The sequence below is a fragment of the Chromobacterium sp. genome, from assembly GCF_041912965.1.
In the GTDB taxonomy this organism is placed as follows: domain Bacteria; phylum Pseudomonadota; class Gammaproteobacteria; order Burkholderiales; family Chromobacteriaceae; genus Chromobacterium; species Chromobacterium aquaticum.
Map to the genome: position 1 here is coordinate 137,157 of NZ_JAYSGF010000002.1, position 16,898 is coordinate 154,054.

A 16,898-nucleotide genomic window follows, 5' to 3' on the forward strand; every position below is an offset into this window, starting at 1 on the left:
AGAGGACTTATGTCGCCCCTGAAACCCGCGCTGGCCGGCTTGACGCTGGCGCTGACCCTGGCCGGCTGCGCCAGCAATCCCAGCGTGCCTTATGACCGCTTCGAGCCCTACAACCGGGCGATGTACCAGGTCAACGACACCGCCGACCGCTACGTGATCAAGCCGGTGGCCGAGGGCTACAAGGCCATCACACCATCACCGGTGCGCACCGGCGTCGGCAATTTCTTCGACAACCTCAAGGATGTCTACAGCGCGCTGTCCAACGCCTTGCGCGCCGAGCCGGAAAAAGCGCTGAACGATGTGATGCGGGTGGCGATGAACACCGGCTTCGGCCTGTTCGGCCTGATCGACATCGCCAGCCAGGCCGGGCTGAAGAACAACAAGACCACGCTGGGCGACACCTTCGCCGCCTGGGGCTGGCATGACAGCAACTATCTGGTGCTGCCCTTCTTCGGCCCCTCCACCGTGCGCGACGGCGCCGGCCTGACCGCCTCGCTGGCCGGCCCCGGCCCGGAAAAGATGTTCTACGACACCACCTGGCAAGCGGTGGGCTTCTACGGCCTGTACGGCGTGAACACCCGCGCCCGCTACCTGGGCGTGGAAGCGATGCTCAGCACCGCGGCACTGGATCCGTACAGCTATACCCGCGACGCCTATATGCAGTTGCGCGCGCAGCAGCTGGGCCTACCTAATCCGACCCAGCCGGCGGACGGTTTCAACCTCGACGACCTGCTTGATTCCCCAGGCGGCAAGATGGACAGCTCGGCGCCGGTCGCAGCGGCCCCCGTCGCCAAGACCGCGGCCTCCGCCGCGCAGTAAATCCGCTCTCTCCGCTGCCGGCGCCTCAACAGGCCGGCAGCGTTCTTCTATCTACCTCTCAAACAGGAAACGCCATGAGCAATCTGCCAGCCTGTCCGCAATGCAAATCCGAATACACCTACCAGGATGGCGCGATGTATATCTGCCCGGAGTGCGCGCACGAATGGAGCGAGCAAGCCGCGCCGGCGGAAGAAGCCCGCGTGATCAAGGACGCCAACGGCAATGTGCTGCAAGACGGCGACAGCGTCACCGTGATCAAGGACCTGAAAGTCAAAGGCTCCTCCCTGGTGGTGAAAGTGGGCACCAAGGTGAAGAATATCCGCCTGGTCGACGGCGATCACGACATCGATTGCAAGATCGACGGCATCGGCGCGATGAGCCTGAAGTCCGAGTTCGTCAAGAAAGCGTAAATCCCGCGCGCCAAAACAAAACGCCACGGCCTGAGCCGTGGCGTTTTTCATTACCGGTGCAAAGCTTGCGCTTAACTGATGCGCTCGATCAGCGCACCTACCGCGCCCAGCTTCTTCTCGATGTACTCGTAGCCGCGATCCAGATGGTAGATACGGTCGACGATGGTCTCGCCCTCGGCCACCAGGCCGGCGATCACCAGGCTGGCCGACGCGCGCAGATCGGTGGCCATCACCGTGGCACCGGACAGCTTCTCCACGCCCTTGACGATGGCGGTATTGCCTTCCACCTCGATATTGGCGCCCATGCGGTTCAATTCCGGCACATGCATGAAGCGGTTTTCGAAAATGGTTTCAGTCACCACGCCGGCGCCCTCGGCCACGCAGTTCAGCGTCATCAGCTGGGCCTGCATGTCGGTGGGGAAAGCCGGGTAAGGCAAGGTGCGGAAGTTCACCGCCTGCGGACGGCGCTTCATGTCCAACGAGATCCAGTCGTCGCCGCACTCCACCACCGCGCCGGTTTCAGCCAGCTTGTCCAGCACCGCTTCCATGCTCTTGGGCGCGGCGTTGCGCAGCACGATGTGGCCGCGCGTCATCGCGCCGGCCACCAGGAAGGTGCCGGCCTCGATACGATCCGGCATCACCGCGTAATCGGCGCCATGCAAACGCTCCACGCCCTCGATCACCAGGCGGTCGGTGCCGATGCCGCTGATCTTGGCGCCCATCGCCACCAGGCAGTTGGCCAGATCGGTCACTTCCGGCTCGCGCGCGGCGTTTTCCAGGATGGTGGTGCCCTCGGCCAGCGTCGCCGCCATCAGCAAATTCTCGGTGCCGCCCACGGTCACCATGTCCATGATGATGCGCGCGCCGCGCAGACGGCGGGCCTTGGCCTTGACATAGCCATGCTCGATGCTGACCTCGGCACCCATCGCCACCAGGCCCTTGATGTGCTGATCCACCGGCCGGCTGCCGATGGCGCAGCCGCCCGGCAGGGACACCGTGGCCTCGCCGAAGCGCGCCAGCGTCGGGCCCAGCACCAGGATGGACGCGCGCATGGTCTTCACCAGATCGTACGGCGCCACCAGGCTGTCCAGGTGGCCGGCGGTGATTTCCATTTCGTGCACATTGTCGGTCATCACCCGCACGCCCATGCCTTGCAGCAGCTTCTGAGTGGTGGCGATATCGCGCAACATCGGCACATTGGTGAAGCGCATGGTGTCGCCGGTCAACAGGCTGGCGCACAGAATGGGCAGGGCGGCGTTCTTGGCGCCGGAAACGCGGATCTCGCCGTTGAGCGGACCGTTGCCGATGATTTTCAATTTATCCATGACGGATCAGCCTTGCAGTTTTTGCCATTCGTCGGGCGTAGCGGCCTTGACGATGGACAGAGCGTGAATTTCATTGCTGGCCAGGCGGGTGGCGATCACTTCCTTGACCAGGCGGTGGCGGTCGATCAGGCGCTTGCCCTCGAAAGCCGCCGACACGATGGTGGCGTAGAAGTGGTGGCCGTCGCCCTCCACTTCCAGATGGGTACAGGCCAGGCCGGCCTCGATATACTGTTTGACTTGTTGCGGAGTAATCATGAGAAATCCCGTGGATGCGCTCAGTGGCGCAGTTTGTAGCCAGATTTGATCAGCCAGAGCGTCAGGCCCGCCAGCACGGCGAAGCTGCCGCCCACCACGCCGGCCGACAGCCAGGGGCTGACATCGGCCTGGCCGAAGAAGCCGTAGCGGAAGCCGTCTATCATGTAGAACACCGGATTCAGATGCGATGCGGCGTACCAGAACGGCGGCAGGCTGTTGATCGAATAGAACACGCCTGACAGGAAAGTCAGCGGCATGATCAGAAAGTTCTGGAAAGCGGCCAGCTGGTCGAATTTTTCCGCCCAGATGCCGGCCAGGATGCCCAGCGCGCCCAGCACGCCGCAGCCGAGCACGGCGAAGGTCAGCGCCCACAGCGGCTGAGCCGGCAGCGGCAGGCCGAACCAGCCGGTGATCAGCAGCACGCCGGCGCCGACGGCCAGGCCGCGCACGATGGCGGCCAGCAGATAGGCGCCGAAGAACTCCAGCGCGGTCAGCGGCGGCAGCAGCAGGAACACGATGTTGCCGGTAATCTTGGACTGAATCAGACTGCTGGAGCTGTTGGCGAAGGCGTTCTGCGCCATCGACATCATCGCCAGGCCTGGAATCAGGAAGGCGGTGTAGCTGATGCCCGGGTAGGCCTCGACATGGCGCGACAGCACATGGGCGAAGATCAGCTGGTACATCAGCGCGGTCAGCACCGGCGCGGCCACGGTTTGGAACGCCACTTTCCAGAAGCGCACCAGTTCTTTCTTGAACAGGGTCATGAAGCCGGTCATGGCTGCGACCCTCCATTCATCATCTTGACGAACACGCTTTCCAAGTCCGTCTCCACCACATTGAGCTCGCGCACTTCCACCGCGGCTTCGCGCAACGCGGCCAGCACGGCTTCCAACTGGCCCAGATGCTCCAGCTGCAGCACCACGCGCCGGTCTTCGTCGCGTAGTTTCATTGTTTGCAGCGCCGCCGGCAGCTCGCCGGACAGCAACAGCGCCACTTCGCGGCGCGCGCTGTGCGCCAGCAGCTTGTCCTTGCTCTCCAGCGCCAACAGCCGACCCTTTTTCAGCATCGCGATGCGCGAACACAAGGCCTCGGCCTCTTCCAGGTAATGCGTGGTCAGCACGATGGTGTGGCCGGCGCGGTTCAGCTCCTGCACGAACACCCACAAGCTCTGGCGCAGTTCCACGTCGACACCGGCGGTGGGTTCATCCAGCACGATGACCGGCGGGCGGTGCACCAGCGCCTGCGCCACCATCACCCGGCGCTTCATGCCGCCGGACAGCGCGCGCATATTGCTGTGCGCCTTGTCGGCCAGGCCCAGCTTGAACAGCAGCTCGTCGATCCAGTCATCGTTGCGCGCCAGGCCGAAGTAGCCGGACTGAAAGCGCAGCGTCTCCCGCACCGACAGGAAGGGATCGAACACCAGCTCCTGCGGCACCACGCCCAGCGCCTTGCGCGCGGCGCGGAAATCGCCGACCACGTCGTGGCCCATGATGCGGATGCCGCCGCTGTCCGGCCGCGACAAGCCGGCCATCGCGGAAATCAGCGTGGTCTTGCCGGCCCCGTTGGGGCCGAGCAGGGCGAAGAATTCGCCGGGGGCGACGGTGAAGCTGACTTGGTCCAGCGCCTGTAGCTGGCCATAGCGCTTGCTTACCGCCTGAATTTCAATAGCCTGGGGCATGAGAGGGGTAACACCGACAACGCCGCGCGGCTCAAGCCGCCAACGGCGCTAATGGTTTGACAAAAAAGGTCAATTATAGCGCTGGAAAGGGTCTGTTGATATTTGTTTTACCGCTGCGCCGAGCGAGAAAACGAGCGCCAACGGACACTAGGCTTGAGGGGAGAGTTGCTCCATCACTTCCGGCAAGAAAATTCCACGGTAGACATATTGCAACAGTTGTGTGGCATTCTCGCCCAGATTGGTCTGGCTGCCATCCGCCAGCCAGCGGTTGATCAGGCCGTGGTGCATGGATTGCAGCACTTCGGCCACGGTGTCCGGCTGCACATACGGCAGGGTCTGCCCGGCGCTCACCGCCATCTGCACCACCGTGCTCAGGTGCTCGCGGGTTTCCTGCATATGCGCAACACACTCGTCGTGGATGGGAGCCAGTTCGCCGACATGCTCGCTCCGCATAAACAGAATGAGTAAAATACGACGGACTTGTTGGTTTTCCCCTATCATGGTCAGCAGCCTGTGGCTGTGGTTCCACAAGGCCAGTGCCGGACTAGAGTGTGCCGTTTTCAACAATTGCTCGCTGATGTCATCAAACTGCCCGCCCATCCTATCCAGCATCGCCCGGTACAAGTCCAGCTTGTTCTGGAAATGCCAGTACACCGCGCCGCGCGTCAGTCCCGCGGCGCTGGCGATGTCCGCCAGTGTCGTTTTGGAGACACCCTTCTCGCTAAAAAGCTGCTCCGCCGTATCCAGCAGCAAGTACCGCGTTTGTTCGGCTTCTTCCCTGGTTTTGCGTGCCATGTTGAACGTATCGCTGTTAAAAGGGTCTGTCGGAAGCCCGCACCATATCACAATGCGTCGCTGCGAGTATTTTACATACGTACACGCATGTATGTAAAATATCGCGACTCACTCATGATCGAATTCCACTATCAAAGAAAAATTGCAGTACATTTTATTTATAACAATTCCTATCCCACATCCACATTCCTGAGGACATCCCATGAAGATGCAAGGAAACACCTTCGCCCAGAAAGGCGGGCACTGGCTGTTGCTGACCGCGCTGGCCGCCAGCCTGATGGCCTGCGGCAAGAAACCCGACCAACACGCCGGCGCCATGCCTCCGATGCCGGTTGGCGTGATCGACATCGCGCCCAGCGATGTGCCGGTATCCTTCGAATTCGTCGGCCAGGCCGCCGGTTCGCGTGAAGTGGAAGTGCGCGCCCGTGTGGGCGGCATTCTGCTCAAGCGCGCCTATACCGAGGGCAAGCCGGTGAAACAGGGCGACCTGCTGTTCCAGATCGATCCGGAACCGCTGAAAGCCACGCTGGACCAGGCCCAGGGCAATCTGCAAGTGCAGCAGGCCCAGTTGTCGCGCACCAAGCAGGACTACGACCGCATCACTCCGCTGTTCCGCGAAAACGCGGTCAGCCAGAAGGACCGCGACGACAGCCTGGCCGCGTTTGAAGCCGCCAAGGCCTCGGTCGCCGCAGCCCAGGCTCAGGTGCAGCAGGCCAAGATCAACCTCGGCTACGCCCGCGTCACCGCGCCGATTTCCGGCATGACCAGCCAGGAAACCCGTTCCGAGGGCAGCCTGGTGTCCACCACCGCCGACGGCAGCCTGCTGACCAAGGTGTCGCAGCTGGATCCGATCTACGTCAACTTCAGCATGTCCGACAGCGACATGATGAATCTGCGCAAGATGCAGGACTCCGGCCAGTTGAAACTGGCCGCCAACGGCCACTTCAATGTGCAGTTGAAGCTGACCGATGGCTCGTCCTACGACAAGAGCGGCCGGCTCAACTTCACCGACAGCCTGGTGGACGCCGGCACCGGCACCATCCGTTCGCGCGCCACCTTCGCCAACCCGGACGGCAGCATCCTGCCCGGCCAGTTCGTGCGCGTGATCCTGCAAGGCGCCAAGCGCAGCAACGCCATCGCCGTGCCGCAGCGCGCGGTGCTGACCTCGCAGCAGGGCAAGATGGTATGGGTCGTCGGCGCCGACAACAAGGTGCAGCCGCGTCCCATCACCGTGTCCCAGGATGTGGGCCTGGACGTGCTGGTGGAAAGCGGCCTGAAAGCCGGCGACAAGGTGGTGGTGGACAACATCATCAAACTGCGCCCGGGCGCGGACGTGAAACCGCATCCGTTCAAGGCCGACGCCAGCGCGCCCGCAGCTGCGCCCAAACAATAAGGCAAAGGGGTAACCATTCATGTTTTCCGCCTTTTTCATCAGGCGGCCCATTTTCGCCAGCGTGATCTCCATCGTGATCACACTGGCGGGCCTGGCCGCCCTCAAGGCATTGCCCATCGAGCAATACCCGGAAATCGTGCCGCCGATGATCTCGGTGAGCGCGAGCTATCCGGGCGCGTCCGCCGAGGTGATCGCCAATACCGTCGCCTCGCCGCTGGAACAGGCGATCAACGGCGTGGACGACATGCTTTACGTCCAGTCCACCAGTTCCTCCAGCGGCAAGCTGTCGCTGAGCGTGACCTTCAAGATCGGCACCGACGCCGACCAGGCCACCATCAACGTCAACAACCGCGTGCAGTCGGTGTTGTCGCAGCTGCCGGAAGAAGTGCGCCGGCAGGGCGTGAACGTGACCAAGAAATCCTCGGCCTTCCTGCAGGTGATTTCTCTGTTCTCGCCGGACAAGACCTACGACACCCTGTTCATCAGCAACTACGCGCTGCTGAACGTGGTGGACGAACTGAAGCGGGTGCCGGGCGTGGGCGACGTGATCAACTTCGCCGGCCAGGACTACTCGATGCGCGTGTGGCTGAAACCGGATCGTCTGGCCCAGCTCAAGCTGACGCCCAGCGACGTGGCCGCAGCCATCCGCGAGCAGAACGCGCAGTTCGCCGCCGGCAAGGTGGGCGCGGAACCGGTCAAGGGCAAGCAGGACTTCACCTATACCGTGACCACCCAGGGCCGCCTGTCCGAGCCGGAAGAGTTCGAGAACATCATCCTGCGCTCCAACCCGGACGGCTCCGCCGTGCGCTTGAAGGATGTGGCGCGCGTGGAACTGGGCGCCTTGTCCTATGACTTCACCGGCACGCACAACGGCCGCCCGACCATCCCGATCGGCATCTTCCTGGCCCCGGGCGCCAACCAGCTGGCCACCGCGCAAGCCGTGGAACAGACGATGCAGAAGCTGGCGGTAAGCTTCCCCAAAGGCCTGAACTACGCGATCCCCTACGACACCACCAAGTTCGTGGAAGTGTCGATCAAGGAAGTGTATTCCACGCTGGGCGAGGCCATGGTGCTGGTATTCCTGGTGGTGTTCCTGTTCCTGCAGAACTGGCGCGCGACCCTGATTCCCTGCCTGGCGGTGCCCGTCTCCATCATCGGCACCTTCGCCGGCATGTACGCCTTCGGCTTCACCATCAACACCCTGACGCTGTTCGGCTTGGTGCTGGCCATCGGCATCGTGGTGGACGACGCCATCGTGGTGCTGGAAAACGTCGAACGCCTGATGACGCAGGAAAAACTATCGCCACTGCAAGCCAGCTTCAAGGCGATGGACGAGGTATCCGGCGCGCTGGTCGCCATCGTGCTGGTGCTGTGCTCGGTGTTCATCCCGGTCGCCTTCCTCGGCGGCATCGCCGGCCAGATGTACAAGCAGTTCGCCATCACCATCGCGGTGTCGGTGTCGATTTCCGGCCTGGTGGCCCTGACCCTGACCCCGGCGCTGTGCGCGCTGCTGTTGAAGGAAGGCCATCAACACCCGGCCCGCTTCTTCGTCTGGTTCAACAACTGGTTCGATCGCCTGACCCAGGGCTATTCCCGCGGCGTGGTGTTCCTGATCAAGCGCAGCGCGGTGGGCATCCTGCTGTTCGCCGGCCTGATCGCCATCTGCGTTGGCCTGTTCCGCATGATCCCGTCCAGCCTGGCGCCGGACGAGGACCAGGGCTACATCATCGCCGCCGCCTTCCTGCCGGATGGCGCGTCGATGCAGCGCACCTCGGCCACCATGACCAAGCTGGACGCGATGACCAGCAAGAACCCGGCGGTCAAGGACGTGATGAGCTTCGCCGGCTTCGACATTCTGACTGGCGGCAACAAGACCAATGCCGGCGTGTCCTTCATCACCCTGAAGCCGTGGGATGAGCGCAAGGCGCCCAATCTGTCGTCACAGGCGGTGGTGGGAGATACCTTCGCCAAGGGCATGATGGGCATTACCGACGGCATCGTGCTGGCCTTCAACCCGCCGCCGATCTCCGGCATGTCCAATACCGGCGGTTTCGAGGCCTATGTGCAAAGCCGCGGTGGCGCAAGCTCGGTGGAACTGGGCGAAGTCACCAAGAAACTGGTGGCCGCCGCCGCCAAGCGTCCGGAACTGAAGGGGGTGCAAACCACCTTCTCCGCCAGCGTGCCGCAGATCTACGTCAAGCTGGACCGCGCCAAGGCCAAATCCCTGGGCGTGCCGGTCAACACCGTGTTCGACACCATGCAGAGCACCTTCGGCGCGCTCTACGTCAACGACTTCAACAAGTTCGGCCGCACCTTCCGCGTGCAGCTGCAATCGGAGGCGGACTTCCGCACCCGGGTTGAAGACCTGCGCAACATCTATGTGCGTTCGCAGGACGGCAATATGATCCCGCTGACGGCGCTGGTAACCATCAAGCACACCACCGGCCCGGAAAGCCTGGAGCGTTTCAACATCTTCCCGGCGGCCAAGCTGGTGGGCGGCCCCGCCCCAGGCTTCAGTTCCGGCGAGGCGCTGAACGTGCTGGAAGCCGTGGCCAAGGAAACCTTGCCGGACGGCTATACGCTGGCGTGGACCGGTTCCGCCTTCCAGGAGAAATCCACCAGCGGCTCTTCCGCCGTGGTGTTCGGCTTCGGCATGATCATGGTGTTCCTGATCCTGGCGGCGCAGTACGAGCGCTGGAGCCTGCCTATCAGCGTGCTGATGGCGGTGCCTTTCGCCATGTTCGGCGCGCTGATGGCCAACTGGCTGCGCGGTCTCGCCAACGACGTCTACTTCCAGGTGGCCTTGGTCACCCTGATCGGCTTGTCGGCCAAGAACGCGATCCTGATCGTGGAGTTCGCCGTCCAGCAAATGGAAGAAGAAGGACTGAGCGTGGTCGAAGCCGCCATCGCCGCCGCCAAGCTGCGTTTCCGTCCTATCGTGATGACTTCGCTGGCCTTCGTGCTGGGTTGTATGCCGCTGGCGATCTCCAGCGGCGCCGGCTCCGCCAGCCGCCACTCGATCGGCACCGGCGTGGTGGGCGGCATGTTGGCCGCCACCTTCATCGCCACCTTCTTCATCCCGATGTTCTTCATGCTCATCATGAAGTTCAGCAAACCGAAACAGCCTCAGCCTACGGCCGAGGCAGGAGACAAGGCCGATGCTTAAACGCGCCCTGATTCCCTCATTGGTGGCGCTGGCGCTGACCGCTTGCGCGGTCGGCCCCGACTACAGCCGCCCCAAGCTGGAGCTGCCGGACAGCGCCCAGGCCCAGAACCCGGCCATCGCCATGGACTGGTGGAAGCAGTTCAACGATCCGGTGCTGGACCGGTTGATCGCCGAAGCGCTGGAACACAACCAGGACCTGGCCGCCGCCGCCGCCCGCGTCGACGAGGCCGCGGCCCAGGCCGGCATCGCCCGGGCCCAGCTGCTGCCGGCGCTGAACGCCAATGCCGGCTACCAGCGCGGCCGCACTTCGGCCACCACAACCACGCCGGGCGCGCCGCTGGTCAGCGACGTACGCAATGCCAACCTCACCGCGTCCTGGGAACTGGACCTGTGGGGCAAGCTGCGCCGCGGTAACGAGGCGGCGCGCGCCGACTTCGCCGCCAGCCGCTTCGCCCGCGACAGCTCCAAACTGGCGATCGCCGCGCAAACCGCGCAGACCTATTTCCAGCTGCGCGCCTACGACGCTCAGCTGGACATCGCCAAGCGCACGCTGCAAAGCCGCGAGGAATCGCTGAAACTGCAGACCAAGCGCTTCAAGGGCGGCCTGATCTCGGAACTGGACCAGCAGCAGGCCGAGGCCGAAGCGGCTTCCGCCCGCGCCACGTTGCCGCAGATCGCCAGCGCGCTGGAGCAGACCGAAAGCGCGCTGGGCGTGCTGCTCGGCCACTCGCCCAAGCAGCTGGTGGCCGGCGGCATCCAGCGCGGCCAAAGCCTGGACGCGCTGTCGGCCCCGCCGGAAGTGCCGGCCGGTCTGTCCTCCAGCCTGCTGGAGCGGCGGCCGGACATCGCCGCCAGCGAGCAGCAGCTGATCGCGGCCAACGCCCGCATCGGCGTGGCGCGCGCGGCCTACTTCCCCAGCATCAGCCTGAGCGGGGCGCTAGGCTCGCAAAGCCTGTCGCTGGACACCCTGTTCACCGGCCCGACGCGGACCTGGAGCTTTGTCGGCAATCTGGCGGCGCCGGTGTTCAACTTCGGCCAGACCGGCTACGCCGTCGACGCAGCCAACGCGCGGCAGAAGCAAGCCTTGGCGCAGTACCAGAAGACGGTGCAGAGCGCGTTCAAGGACGCGCTGGACGCCTTGTCCGGCTACGGCGCGGCGCGCGACATCCAGGCGGCGCAGACCACGCAGTTCCAGGCCTTGAACAAGTCGCTGCGCCTGGCGAACCTGCGCTACGACAACGGTTACGCCAGCTATCTGGACGTGCTGGACGCGCAACGCAACAGCTTCCAGGCCGAGTTGGGCCTGGTCAGCGCGCGGCTGGATCATCTGAACGCGGTGGTGGGCCTGTACAAGGCGTTGGGCGGCGGCTGGGAAACGCCGGCCAAGTCCTGATTCGCGGCAGCAAACGACAAACCCCGCCTTGGCGGGGTTTTTTGTTACCTATCTGTCTCGCTAAGCTCAGGCCGGCCGCGCCGGCCAAGTAACACGCTGGATATCTGTAATGGCTCCTGGCAGATCTCTCAACTTTTGACGATATGCTTGCCATGCAGCCTTTTGCTCAGAGCTCAGTGCCGCATCCTGCATTTGCGTCCAATCACTCTCACGCAACAGCGTAGTGCGCCGCATACGCAAATCCATCAATAAGCCCTGTTCAATATGCTGAATTACAACTTGATCCAATTGATTCTGTTCCATTTTCACGCGCCTCGCAGATAACCGTTAACGACCATAGCCCCAGACACTCCTTGGAGAGCATCCAACTTTATTACATATTGGGGACTAGGATGGTCATACACGACATTCCCTATCTCTTGGCTAAACACTTCAATGATCGCAGGCACGGAAGTCGTCACATTATAATGACGCGCTCCCAACAGCCAGACAACAGCCTTCATGCCAAACGCCGTAATTCCGAAATCAGCAACAGGAGGCAATTTTTCGAATAACCCAGCCTTATAAGAGTATGCCTGAGGATACAATAGAGGAGGAACGCCGCCCCACTCACCATTGACGCCACACAGGTGTAGAAACATCGCCCCATTAAATTTTTCGTATTTATCACTATCTTCATGAGTATAGCGCGCGATAAATATATCCATTGCCTTGCGGCTTGGCAGACTGATTACAACTGGATACCAGTGATCTGCCGCCCCTCCCACTGCAATCGTCTGAGTTGCAATACTTGCAAACTCTTGCCGCGCACCATTTCGCCAATCTTCCATTTGCTGAACCTTGACATCAACGCGCCGGTCGATGTCGGCGATCTTGCCGTTCACCGTACCGGTCAGCGCATTCGACGCTTTTACCAGTTCCGCGATATTGCTTTCCAAGCTCATCATGCTCTCCAATGGTTCATCACAGAGTGGATTGAATTAAATTCAACCATGTGTTCGTCCACCGCCCTTCCGGCGTGAACAGCTTCAGCGCTGACATGAAGACATTGTGTCACTTACGGAAAACCACGGCTTTTAAGCCGCTTTAGCAAAAAAGGCGAAAACCGCGCTCCATGATACGGAAGCGCGGTTCATTCAGACTTAGCCAAGCCATTTGCTCCACCCGGCATGCCATGCGCGGCACGCCGGCTCAATATCACGGCTTGATTTTTTCCAACTCAGCGCTCGTAGCAGATTTTTGATTGCTCCAGACCCGGCAGGCATCGATGAAGACACTCATCTTCTTGCGTTCATCTTCCGAGCCGGTCCGCAGCACATTCAACTGCACATGCACAGGGTAATAACGATGGATATAGGCGGCGCAAGCATCACGCGCCCATACCACCGCAGGCCGTTCTAGTCCTTTATCCGTCACGATCAAGCCAATATCATCCTGCATATCGGAATAAGGTTTCATTTCAGTACTCATATCAACCCCCTGATTTAACGATTGCTGTTATTGATATTGGCAAATACGCCGCCGAGGCCACTGATCGTGCTATTACCAATCACATCAATAACAGGGTCAAAAATATTGTATAGTTGCGGCAGGCGAAGCTCTGGATTCCATACCCCTGGAATAATTTGCGGCAATGCCAGATACAGCTGATCACCTACTTGAGCATTGGATAAAGCAATATCGACATGGGTATAAGCCCCAGCGTGAGCTGATAGAAAATGATGGGTAACCTGATTCCAAACTCCTTTTTTACTGTTATCCATCCAGTTCCAGTCTCCTTGACCAATCACCTTGTGATACAGCGCCACACTGGTAAAAGCGCCCATCTTGACGTGTTGATAGGGAACAAAAAAAACATAGGGACCGAAGCCCTCACTGACTTTCTTCACCGTCAAGTGCAGGATATTGAAATTGGCAGAAAAGTGCCGATCATCGCTCTTCATATACTGCAATAACTCGCGAACGATGGGCGGGCGGGATGCCGGCTCTTCTCCCGGCGTCACAGGAATCAATGCCGCATCGAACTTGCCCCAAAAATCCCCACCAGCATGTACACCCAAAGCTAGCGGCAGTTTCTTATCACCCTCGCCCCCCACTGCCGTCATCCGGGCATTGAAATTCACGGCGATGGCCGGATGCTCATTCCAATGACCGGTTCTCCAATTATTCAACTCGGTGATTTTCTGACCGACTTTCTGATCGATTTCACCGATCTTTCCATGAACGGCATCGGTCAAACCATTGGCCGATTTCACCAACTCGGCGATATTGCTCTCCAAACTCATCACGCTCTCCTAAAAGTTCTACCGCGATACATGGCCTTGACGACCATCCAAGACAACGCGTCCCCAGACCTCAGCCTGGAAACGGAAACACATAGCAATGGGGAAGTGCCGGAAGCGGCGCGGGAAAAACAGGGATCACTGCGGGGATGGCCACATTGGCCAGGGGGAGTGGGGCTGCGACGCAGCCCCGGCGCTCATGCGCCCAGACGTTGTTTGACGAACAAATGCTGCATATTGACGATGGCCGCCGCATTGGCAGTAGCCAGCTCCAGGCCGGAGCGTTTATCGGCGGCATGTTCCTGTTCCAGCGCCTGGCTGCGGTTTTGCAAGGCGGCCACTTGCGGCTCCAGCGCCTGCAAGCGCCCGTCCTGCGCGCGGATGCGCTCGTCGCGCCCCAGGCCGCGGTTGGCTTCGCCGATCTGGGCCGCAGCCAGTTCCGCCAGTTCGCTGGCCAGGCTCAGATTGAGGCCGGCGCCGCTGGACTGGATGGTGACGCTGTCCGGCGGCAGCGCGTTCAAGGCCAGGTCATAGGCCAGCAGCAATTGCACATCCGCCGCCTTGTAGGCCAGCGCCGCCTTCGGGTCGGACCAGACCGCCAGCAAGGTGCCGTCCGCCAGGATGAAGCCGATCTCGCGCACCCAAAACGCCTTGGCGTCGTCGGCGATGGCGGTCAGATGGATCTGGGTATTGCCCAGCCGTTCGCCGCCGGCGATGGGGTAGCGCGCCTGTTCGCTGCGCAAGGCGGTCTGGCCCTGTGCCGGCGCGTAAGCGCCGTCGCCCAAGGCGATGTGGGTGATCTGCGCGGACACGCCGTCATTGCTGGCGCGCCAGATCGCGGCCAGGCCGGCGGCGGTGATAAGAGGTGCTAAAGGGGTGCTCACAACGATGCCTCCATGGTGACGTGGACCACGCTATAGATTTGCGCGGCGGATGAAAGGGCCAACGGCTGCTGCGGCTCCAGCCGCATCGGCGCCGCTTCTGCGCTGCGGCGGATCAGCGCGCGCGCCTGAGCGGCCGAGGCCAGGCCCAGACGGCCGTTGAAACGCGCGCCCAACTTGAAGCGGTAAGTGCTGCGCGCCGGCTTGGCCAGCTCCACCATGCGCCGCAGCCGGCGGTAGAGATCAGGGTTGAGCAAGGCCTGGCCGGGCAGCAGATTGTCATTGGCCCAGGCGGTCAATTCGAAGGTGTAGGGCGCGGCCGGCGGCCGGCGCTGCCACCATTCCTCCAGTTCCACCGTCACGCCGAGGATGCGGAACACTTCGCGCAGCGCCCAGGGCGTGCCCTTGTGGCGGTGCAGCTCTATGCTCTGCTTGATCAGGTCGCGGCGCTGTTGCTCGGTCTGGGTCAGCAACCAGCCTTCGTCGCCGTCGATGTGGAACTGTTCGGCCAGCAGCGGCAGCAAGTCCGGCTTGACCGTATCCACCAGGTAGACCAGCAGGCCGCCGGGATCGATGTCGCCCAGCCGTTCGCTGAGCTTGGCCAGCGGACCGAAACGCGCGTCGCGCGCCAGCAGATTGGGCGTGATGTCAGCCATCCTGGCCTCCGGTCATCTCCAGCTGGATGCCAGTACAGTGCGACCAGCCCTGCGGCGGCACCACCCGGGTGGCGCCCGGCTCCATCAAAACCACTTGGTAGACGCCGGGCACCGACAGCGTGGCGATCAGCTGCGACGGCACGATATCGCGGCCCAGCCGCTCCGCCTGCGCCTGCACGAAAGCGCCGACGGCGGCCTGCGCCTGCTGCTGCACCGTCTTGGGATCGACGTCGCGATACGGCGTCAGCCGCGCGCGCACCTGGTAGCCGTAATCCTCCGGCGCCAGCACCTCCACCAGATCGGTCAGCGGCCGCACCCGGTCGGCGCTGCAGGCGGCCGCCACCACGCTGAGCAGGCTGTCCGGCGGCATGCCGGTCTTGGTCAGCGGGTATAGCCGCACCACGCCTGGCGGCACCTGGTTGGCGCTTTGCAATTCGCCGTTCTGCTGCTGCAGGCTGGCGCTGATCACCGTCACATCGGCGATGTCCTGATGCGCGCGCAGCGCATGGTGGCGATAGGAGGCGGCGCTGCCGGCCACGCTGAACGACTCCGGCGCCAACCGGATGCGCGCGCGCAGGCGCTCGTCGTCCTCGGCGTCGGCGCCGCCGGCGCTGGTGTCGATATTGACCACGCTGGCGTCCACCTCCAGCTCATCCACCAGGGTGTTGATCTGGCCCGGCACAAAGCCGTTGCCGGCGGCGCCCGCTTCCACCGCGCTGACCGGCACCTCGATGCTGCTGCTGCCGGCCGGCGCGATCTGACTGGCCAAGGACTGGAACTGCACGCCGCCGCCGGCCACCAGGGTCTGCGCCGGAATCAGCTGCGCCAGCGTCAAGGGCTGGGTGAAAGCGATGCGCACCGTGCAGCGCGCGTGCTGGGCCGGCAGCCGGCTGACGCCGACCAGTTCGCCCAGGTAATCCAGCATCGGCGCGCGGGCGAAGGCCACCAGGTTCTGGCGGCCGGCGTCGTTGAAGGCGGCGCGGGCCACGCTTTCGCGGTAGGCGATCAGGTCGATCAGCAAGCGTTCCACCTGGCCGGGATAGAGCGTCTTGCCGCTCATTTTCTGATAGGCGTCGATCAGCTCTGCGGTGACGGTATGCGGATCGTCGTCGATGAACTTGGGCAAATCTGGGGTCATGAGAACACATCCTTGAATGGAGCGCCGCGGCCGGGCGCGGCCGGCGCGGGACGCCGTGGAGGGGTGATGGCGACATGATCCGCCATCACGCCGCCCGCCGGCTTTTAAAGCCGTTTGGAAAAGAACTTGAACAAATTGCCGGCGCGGCCGGCTTCGGCCTCCGGCGCGGCGGCGGCGAAATCGCCGGCGGCCAGTTGCTGCAGCCGGGACAGCGCCTCGTCGGCCGCCGCGCGCGCCGCCGCCTCGTCCGCGGCCTGGCGCACGGCTTCCTTGCCCTTCAGACGCGCGTCGCGGATGGTGTACAACGCCTGCTCGCAGGCCGCAGCCTTGGCCAGGATGCTGTCCGCCGCCCGCTGGCCGTCCCAGCCCTTGGCCTCGGCCCAGGAGCGCACCATCGGCGGTGCCTCGCCCTTGTAGCCGGCATCCTTGAACGCCTGCGCCTCGGCGGCGGCGCGTTGGTATTCGGCCAGGCGCAGCTCGCTGCCCAAAGCCTCATTGCGCGCGACATCAGTGGCGATATCGATATCTCGCAGTAGTTGTTCTTGTAACTCCCCTAGCACAAACTGCGGCTCCGGTTGATTACCTTGCTGCAACCAGAGTTCATATTCATCCCACCAGCGGTGCCCTTTAGGGATATACGCCCCATCGACAACTCGAATCACTCCATCCGGCTGCTTGGTTAAACGATACATGGCATTCACCTTCAC

Annotated in this window: 18 protein-coding genes; 5 read left to right on the top strand and 13 right to left on the bottom strand. The window is 62.6% G+C overall.

All coding sequences use genetic code 11. From position 1 onward, the window contains the following. Positions 1 to 9 precede the first annotated feature (9 nt). Complete coding sequence (locus ACE3QM_RS01760) at positions 10 to 819, top strand: VacJ family lipoprotein (RefSeq protein ID WP_231460757.1); 810 nt, start codon at positions 10 to 12, stop codon at positions 817 to 819. A 74-nt stretch (positions 820 to 893) separates the two neighbouring features. Further along, positions 894 to 1,229, top strand: a complete 336-nt coding sequence (locus tag ACE3QM_RS01765) for a zinc ribbon domain-containing protein YjdM (protein ID WP_374419772.1) — start codon at positions 894 to 896, stop codon at positions 1,227 to 1,229. A 71-nt stretch (positions 1,230 to 1,300) separates the two neighbouring features. Here the strand turns inward: ACE3QM_RS01765 and murA are convergent, their stop codons facing one another. The 5 genes from murA to ACE3QM_RS01790 all read right to left on the bottom strand — a co-directional run bounded on the left by murA (position 1,301) and on the right by ACE3QM_RS01790 (position 5,282). Then, entirely contained in the window at positions 1,301 to 2,554 is a 1,254-nt protein-coding gene (murA, locus tag ACE3QM_RS01770; RefSeq protein WP_231460756.1) for a UDP-N-acetylglucosamine 1-carboxyvinyltransferase, read from the bottom strand. 6 nt (positions 2,555 to 2,560) lie between these two features. Continuing rightward, a complete protein-coding gene (locus ACE3QM_RS01775; protein WP_048407933.1) occupies positions 2,561 to 2,809 on the bottom strand; it encodes a BolA family protein in 249 nt (82 codons plus the stop codon). Positions 2,810 to 2,829: 20 nt separating this feature from the next. Then, positions 2,830 to 3,585, bottom strand: coding sequence for an ABC transporter permease (locus ACE3QM_RS01780; protein WP_048407932.1), 756 nt, complete (start codon positions 3,583 to 3,585; stop codon positions 2,830 to 2,832). Continuing rightward, a complete protein-coding gene (locus ACE3QM_RS01785; RefSeq protein WP_374419775.1) occupies positions 3,582 to 4,487 on the bottom strand; it encodes an ABC transporter ATP-binding protein in 906 nt (301 codons plus the stop codon). The genes ACE3QM_RS01780 and ACE3QM_RS01785 overlap by 4 nt, the downstream gene beginning before the upstream one ends. Positions 4,488 to 4,634: 147 nt before the next feature. Further along, positions 4,635 to 5,282 (bottom strand): TetR family transcriptional regulator, encoded by a 648-nt coding sequence (locus ACE3QM_RS01790; RefSeq protein ID WP_231460754.1) that lies wholly within the window; start codon positions 5,280 to 5,282, stop codon positions 4,635 to 4,637. Between the two features lie 202 nt (positions 5,283 to 5,484). On the opposite strand from ACE3QM_RS01790, the gene ACE3QM_RS01795 reads away from it, so the two are divergent. The 3 genes from ACE3QM_RS01795 to ACE3QM_RS01805 are packed head-to-tail and all read left to right on the top strand — an operon-like array spanning position 5,485 to position 11,234. Continuing rightward, complete coding sequence (locus ACE3QM_RS01795) at positions 5,485 to 6,675, top strand: efflux RND transporter periplasmic adaptor subunit (RefSeq protein WP_231460753.1); 1,191 nt, start codon at positions 5,485 to 5,487, stop codon at positions 6,673 to 6,675. 19 nt (positions 6,676 to 6,694) lie between these two features. Continuing rightward, the gene (locus ACE3QM_RS01800; protein ID WP_231460752.1) at positions 6,695 to 9,841 is read left to right on the top strand and encodes an efflux RND transporter permease subunit; all 3,147 of its coding nucleotides are present in this window, start codon (positions 6,695 to 6,697) and stop codon (positions 9,839 to 9,841) included. Further along, positions 9,834 to 11,234, top strand: coding sequence for an efflux transporter outer membrane subunit (locus tag ACE3QM_RS01805; protein ID WP_374419778.1), 1,401 nt, complete (start codon positions 9,834 to 9,836; stop codon positions 11,232 to 11,234). The genes ACE3QM_RS01800 and ACE3QM_RS01805 overlap by 8 nt, the downstream gene beginning before the upstream one ends. A 66-nt stretch (positions 11,235 to 11,300) precedes the next feature. Here the strand turns inward: ACE3QM_RS01805 and ACE3QM_RS01810 are convergent, their stop codons facing one another. The 8 genes from ACE3QM_RS01810 to ACE3QM_RS01845 all read right to left on the bottom strand — a co-directional run bounded on the left by ACE3QM_RS01810 (position 11,301) and on the right by ACE3QM_RS01845 (position 16,883). Further along, a complete protein-coding gene (locus ACE3QM_RS01810) occupies positions 11,301 to 11,537 on the bottom strand; it encodes a phage tail assembly chaperone (protein ID WP_231460751.1) in 237 nt (78 codons plus the stop codon). 2 nt (positions 11,538 to 11,539) lie between these two features. Further along, entirely contained in the window at positions 11,540 to 12,178 is a 639-nt protein-coding gene (locus tag ACE3QM_RS01815; protein WP_374419780.1) for a hypothetical protein, read from the bottom strand. Positions 12,179 to 12,431: 253 nt separating this feature from the next. Continuing rightward, positions 12,432 to 12,692, bottom strand: a complete 261-nt coding sequence (locus ACE3QM_RS01820; RefSeq protein ID WP_374419781.1) for a hypothetical protein — start codon at positions 12,690 to 12,692, stop codon at positions 12,432 to 12,434. Between the two features lie 26 nt (positions 12,693 to 12,718). Further along, positions 12,719 to 13,519: a hypothetical protein gene (locus ACE3QM_RS01825; protein ID WP_231460748.1), complete on the bottom strand. Its 801-nt coding sequence runs from the start codon at positions 13,517 to 13,519 to the stop codon at positions 12,719 to 12,721. A gap of 194 nt (positions 13,520 to 13,713) precedes the next feature. Next, positions 13,714 to 14,400, bottom strand: coding sequence for a phage tail protein (locus ACE3QM_RS01830; protein ID WP_374419783.1), 687 nt, complete (start codon positions 14,398 to 14,400; stop codon positions 13,714 to 13,716). Beyond that, positions 14,397 to 15,053: a phage tail protein I gene (locus ACE3QM_RS01835; protein ID WP_053074283.1), complete on the bottom strand. Its 657-nt coding sequence runs from the start codon at positions 15,051 to 15,053 to the stop codon at positions 14,397 to 14,399. Before ACE3QM_RS01835 ends, ACE3QM_RS01830 begins: the two co-directional genes overlap by 4 nt. Next, positions 15,046 to 16,191, bottom strand: a complete 1,146-nt coding sequence (locus ACE3QM_RS01840) for a baseplate J/gp47 family protein (protein WP_374419785.1) — start codon at positions 16,189 to 16,191, stop codon at positions 15,046 to 15,048. The genes ACE3QM_RS01835 and ACE3QM_RS01840 overlap by 8 nt, the downstream gene beginning before the upstream one ends. 104 nt (positions 16,192 to 16,295) lie before the next feature. Further along, entirely contained in the window at positions 16,296 to 16,883 is a 588-nt protein-coding gene (locus ACE3QM_RS01845; protein WP_374419786.1) for a hypothetical protein, read from the bottom strand. Positions 16,884 to 16,898: the final 15 nt, after the last annotated feature.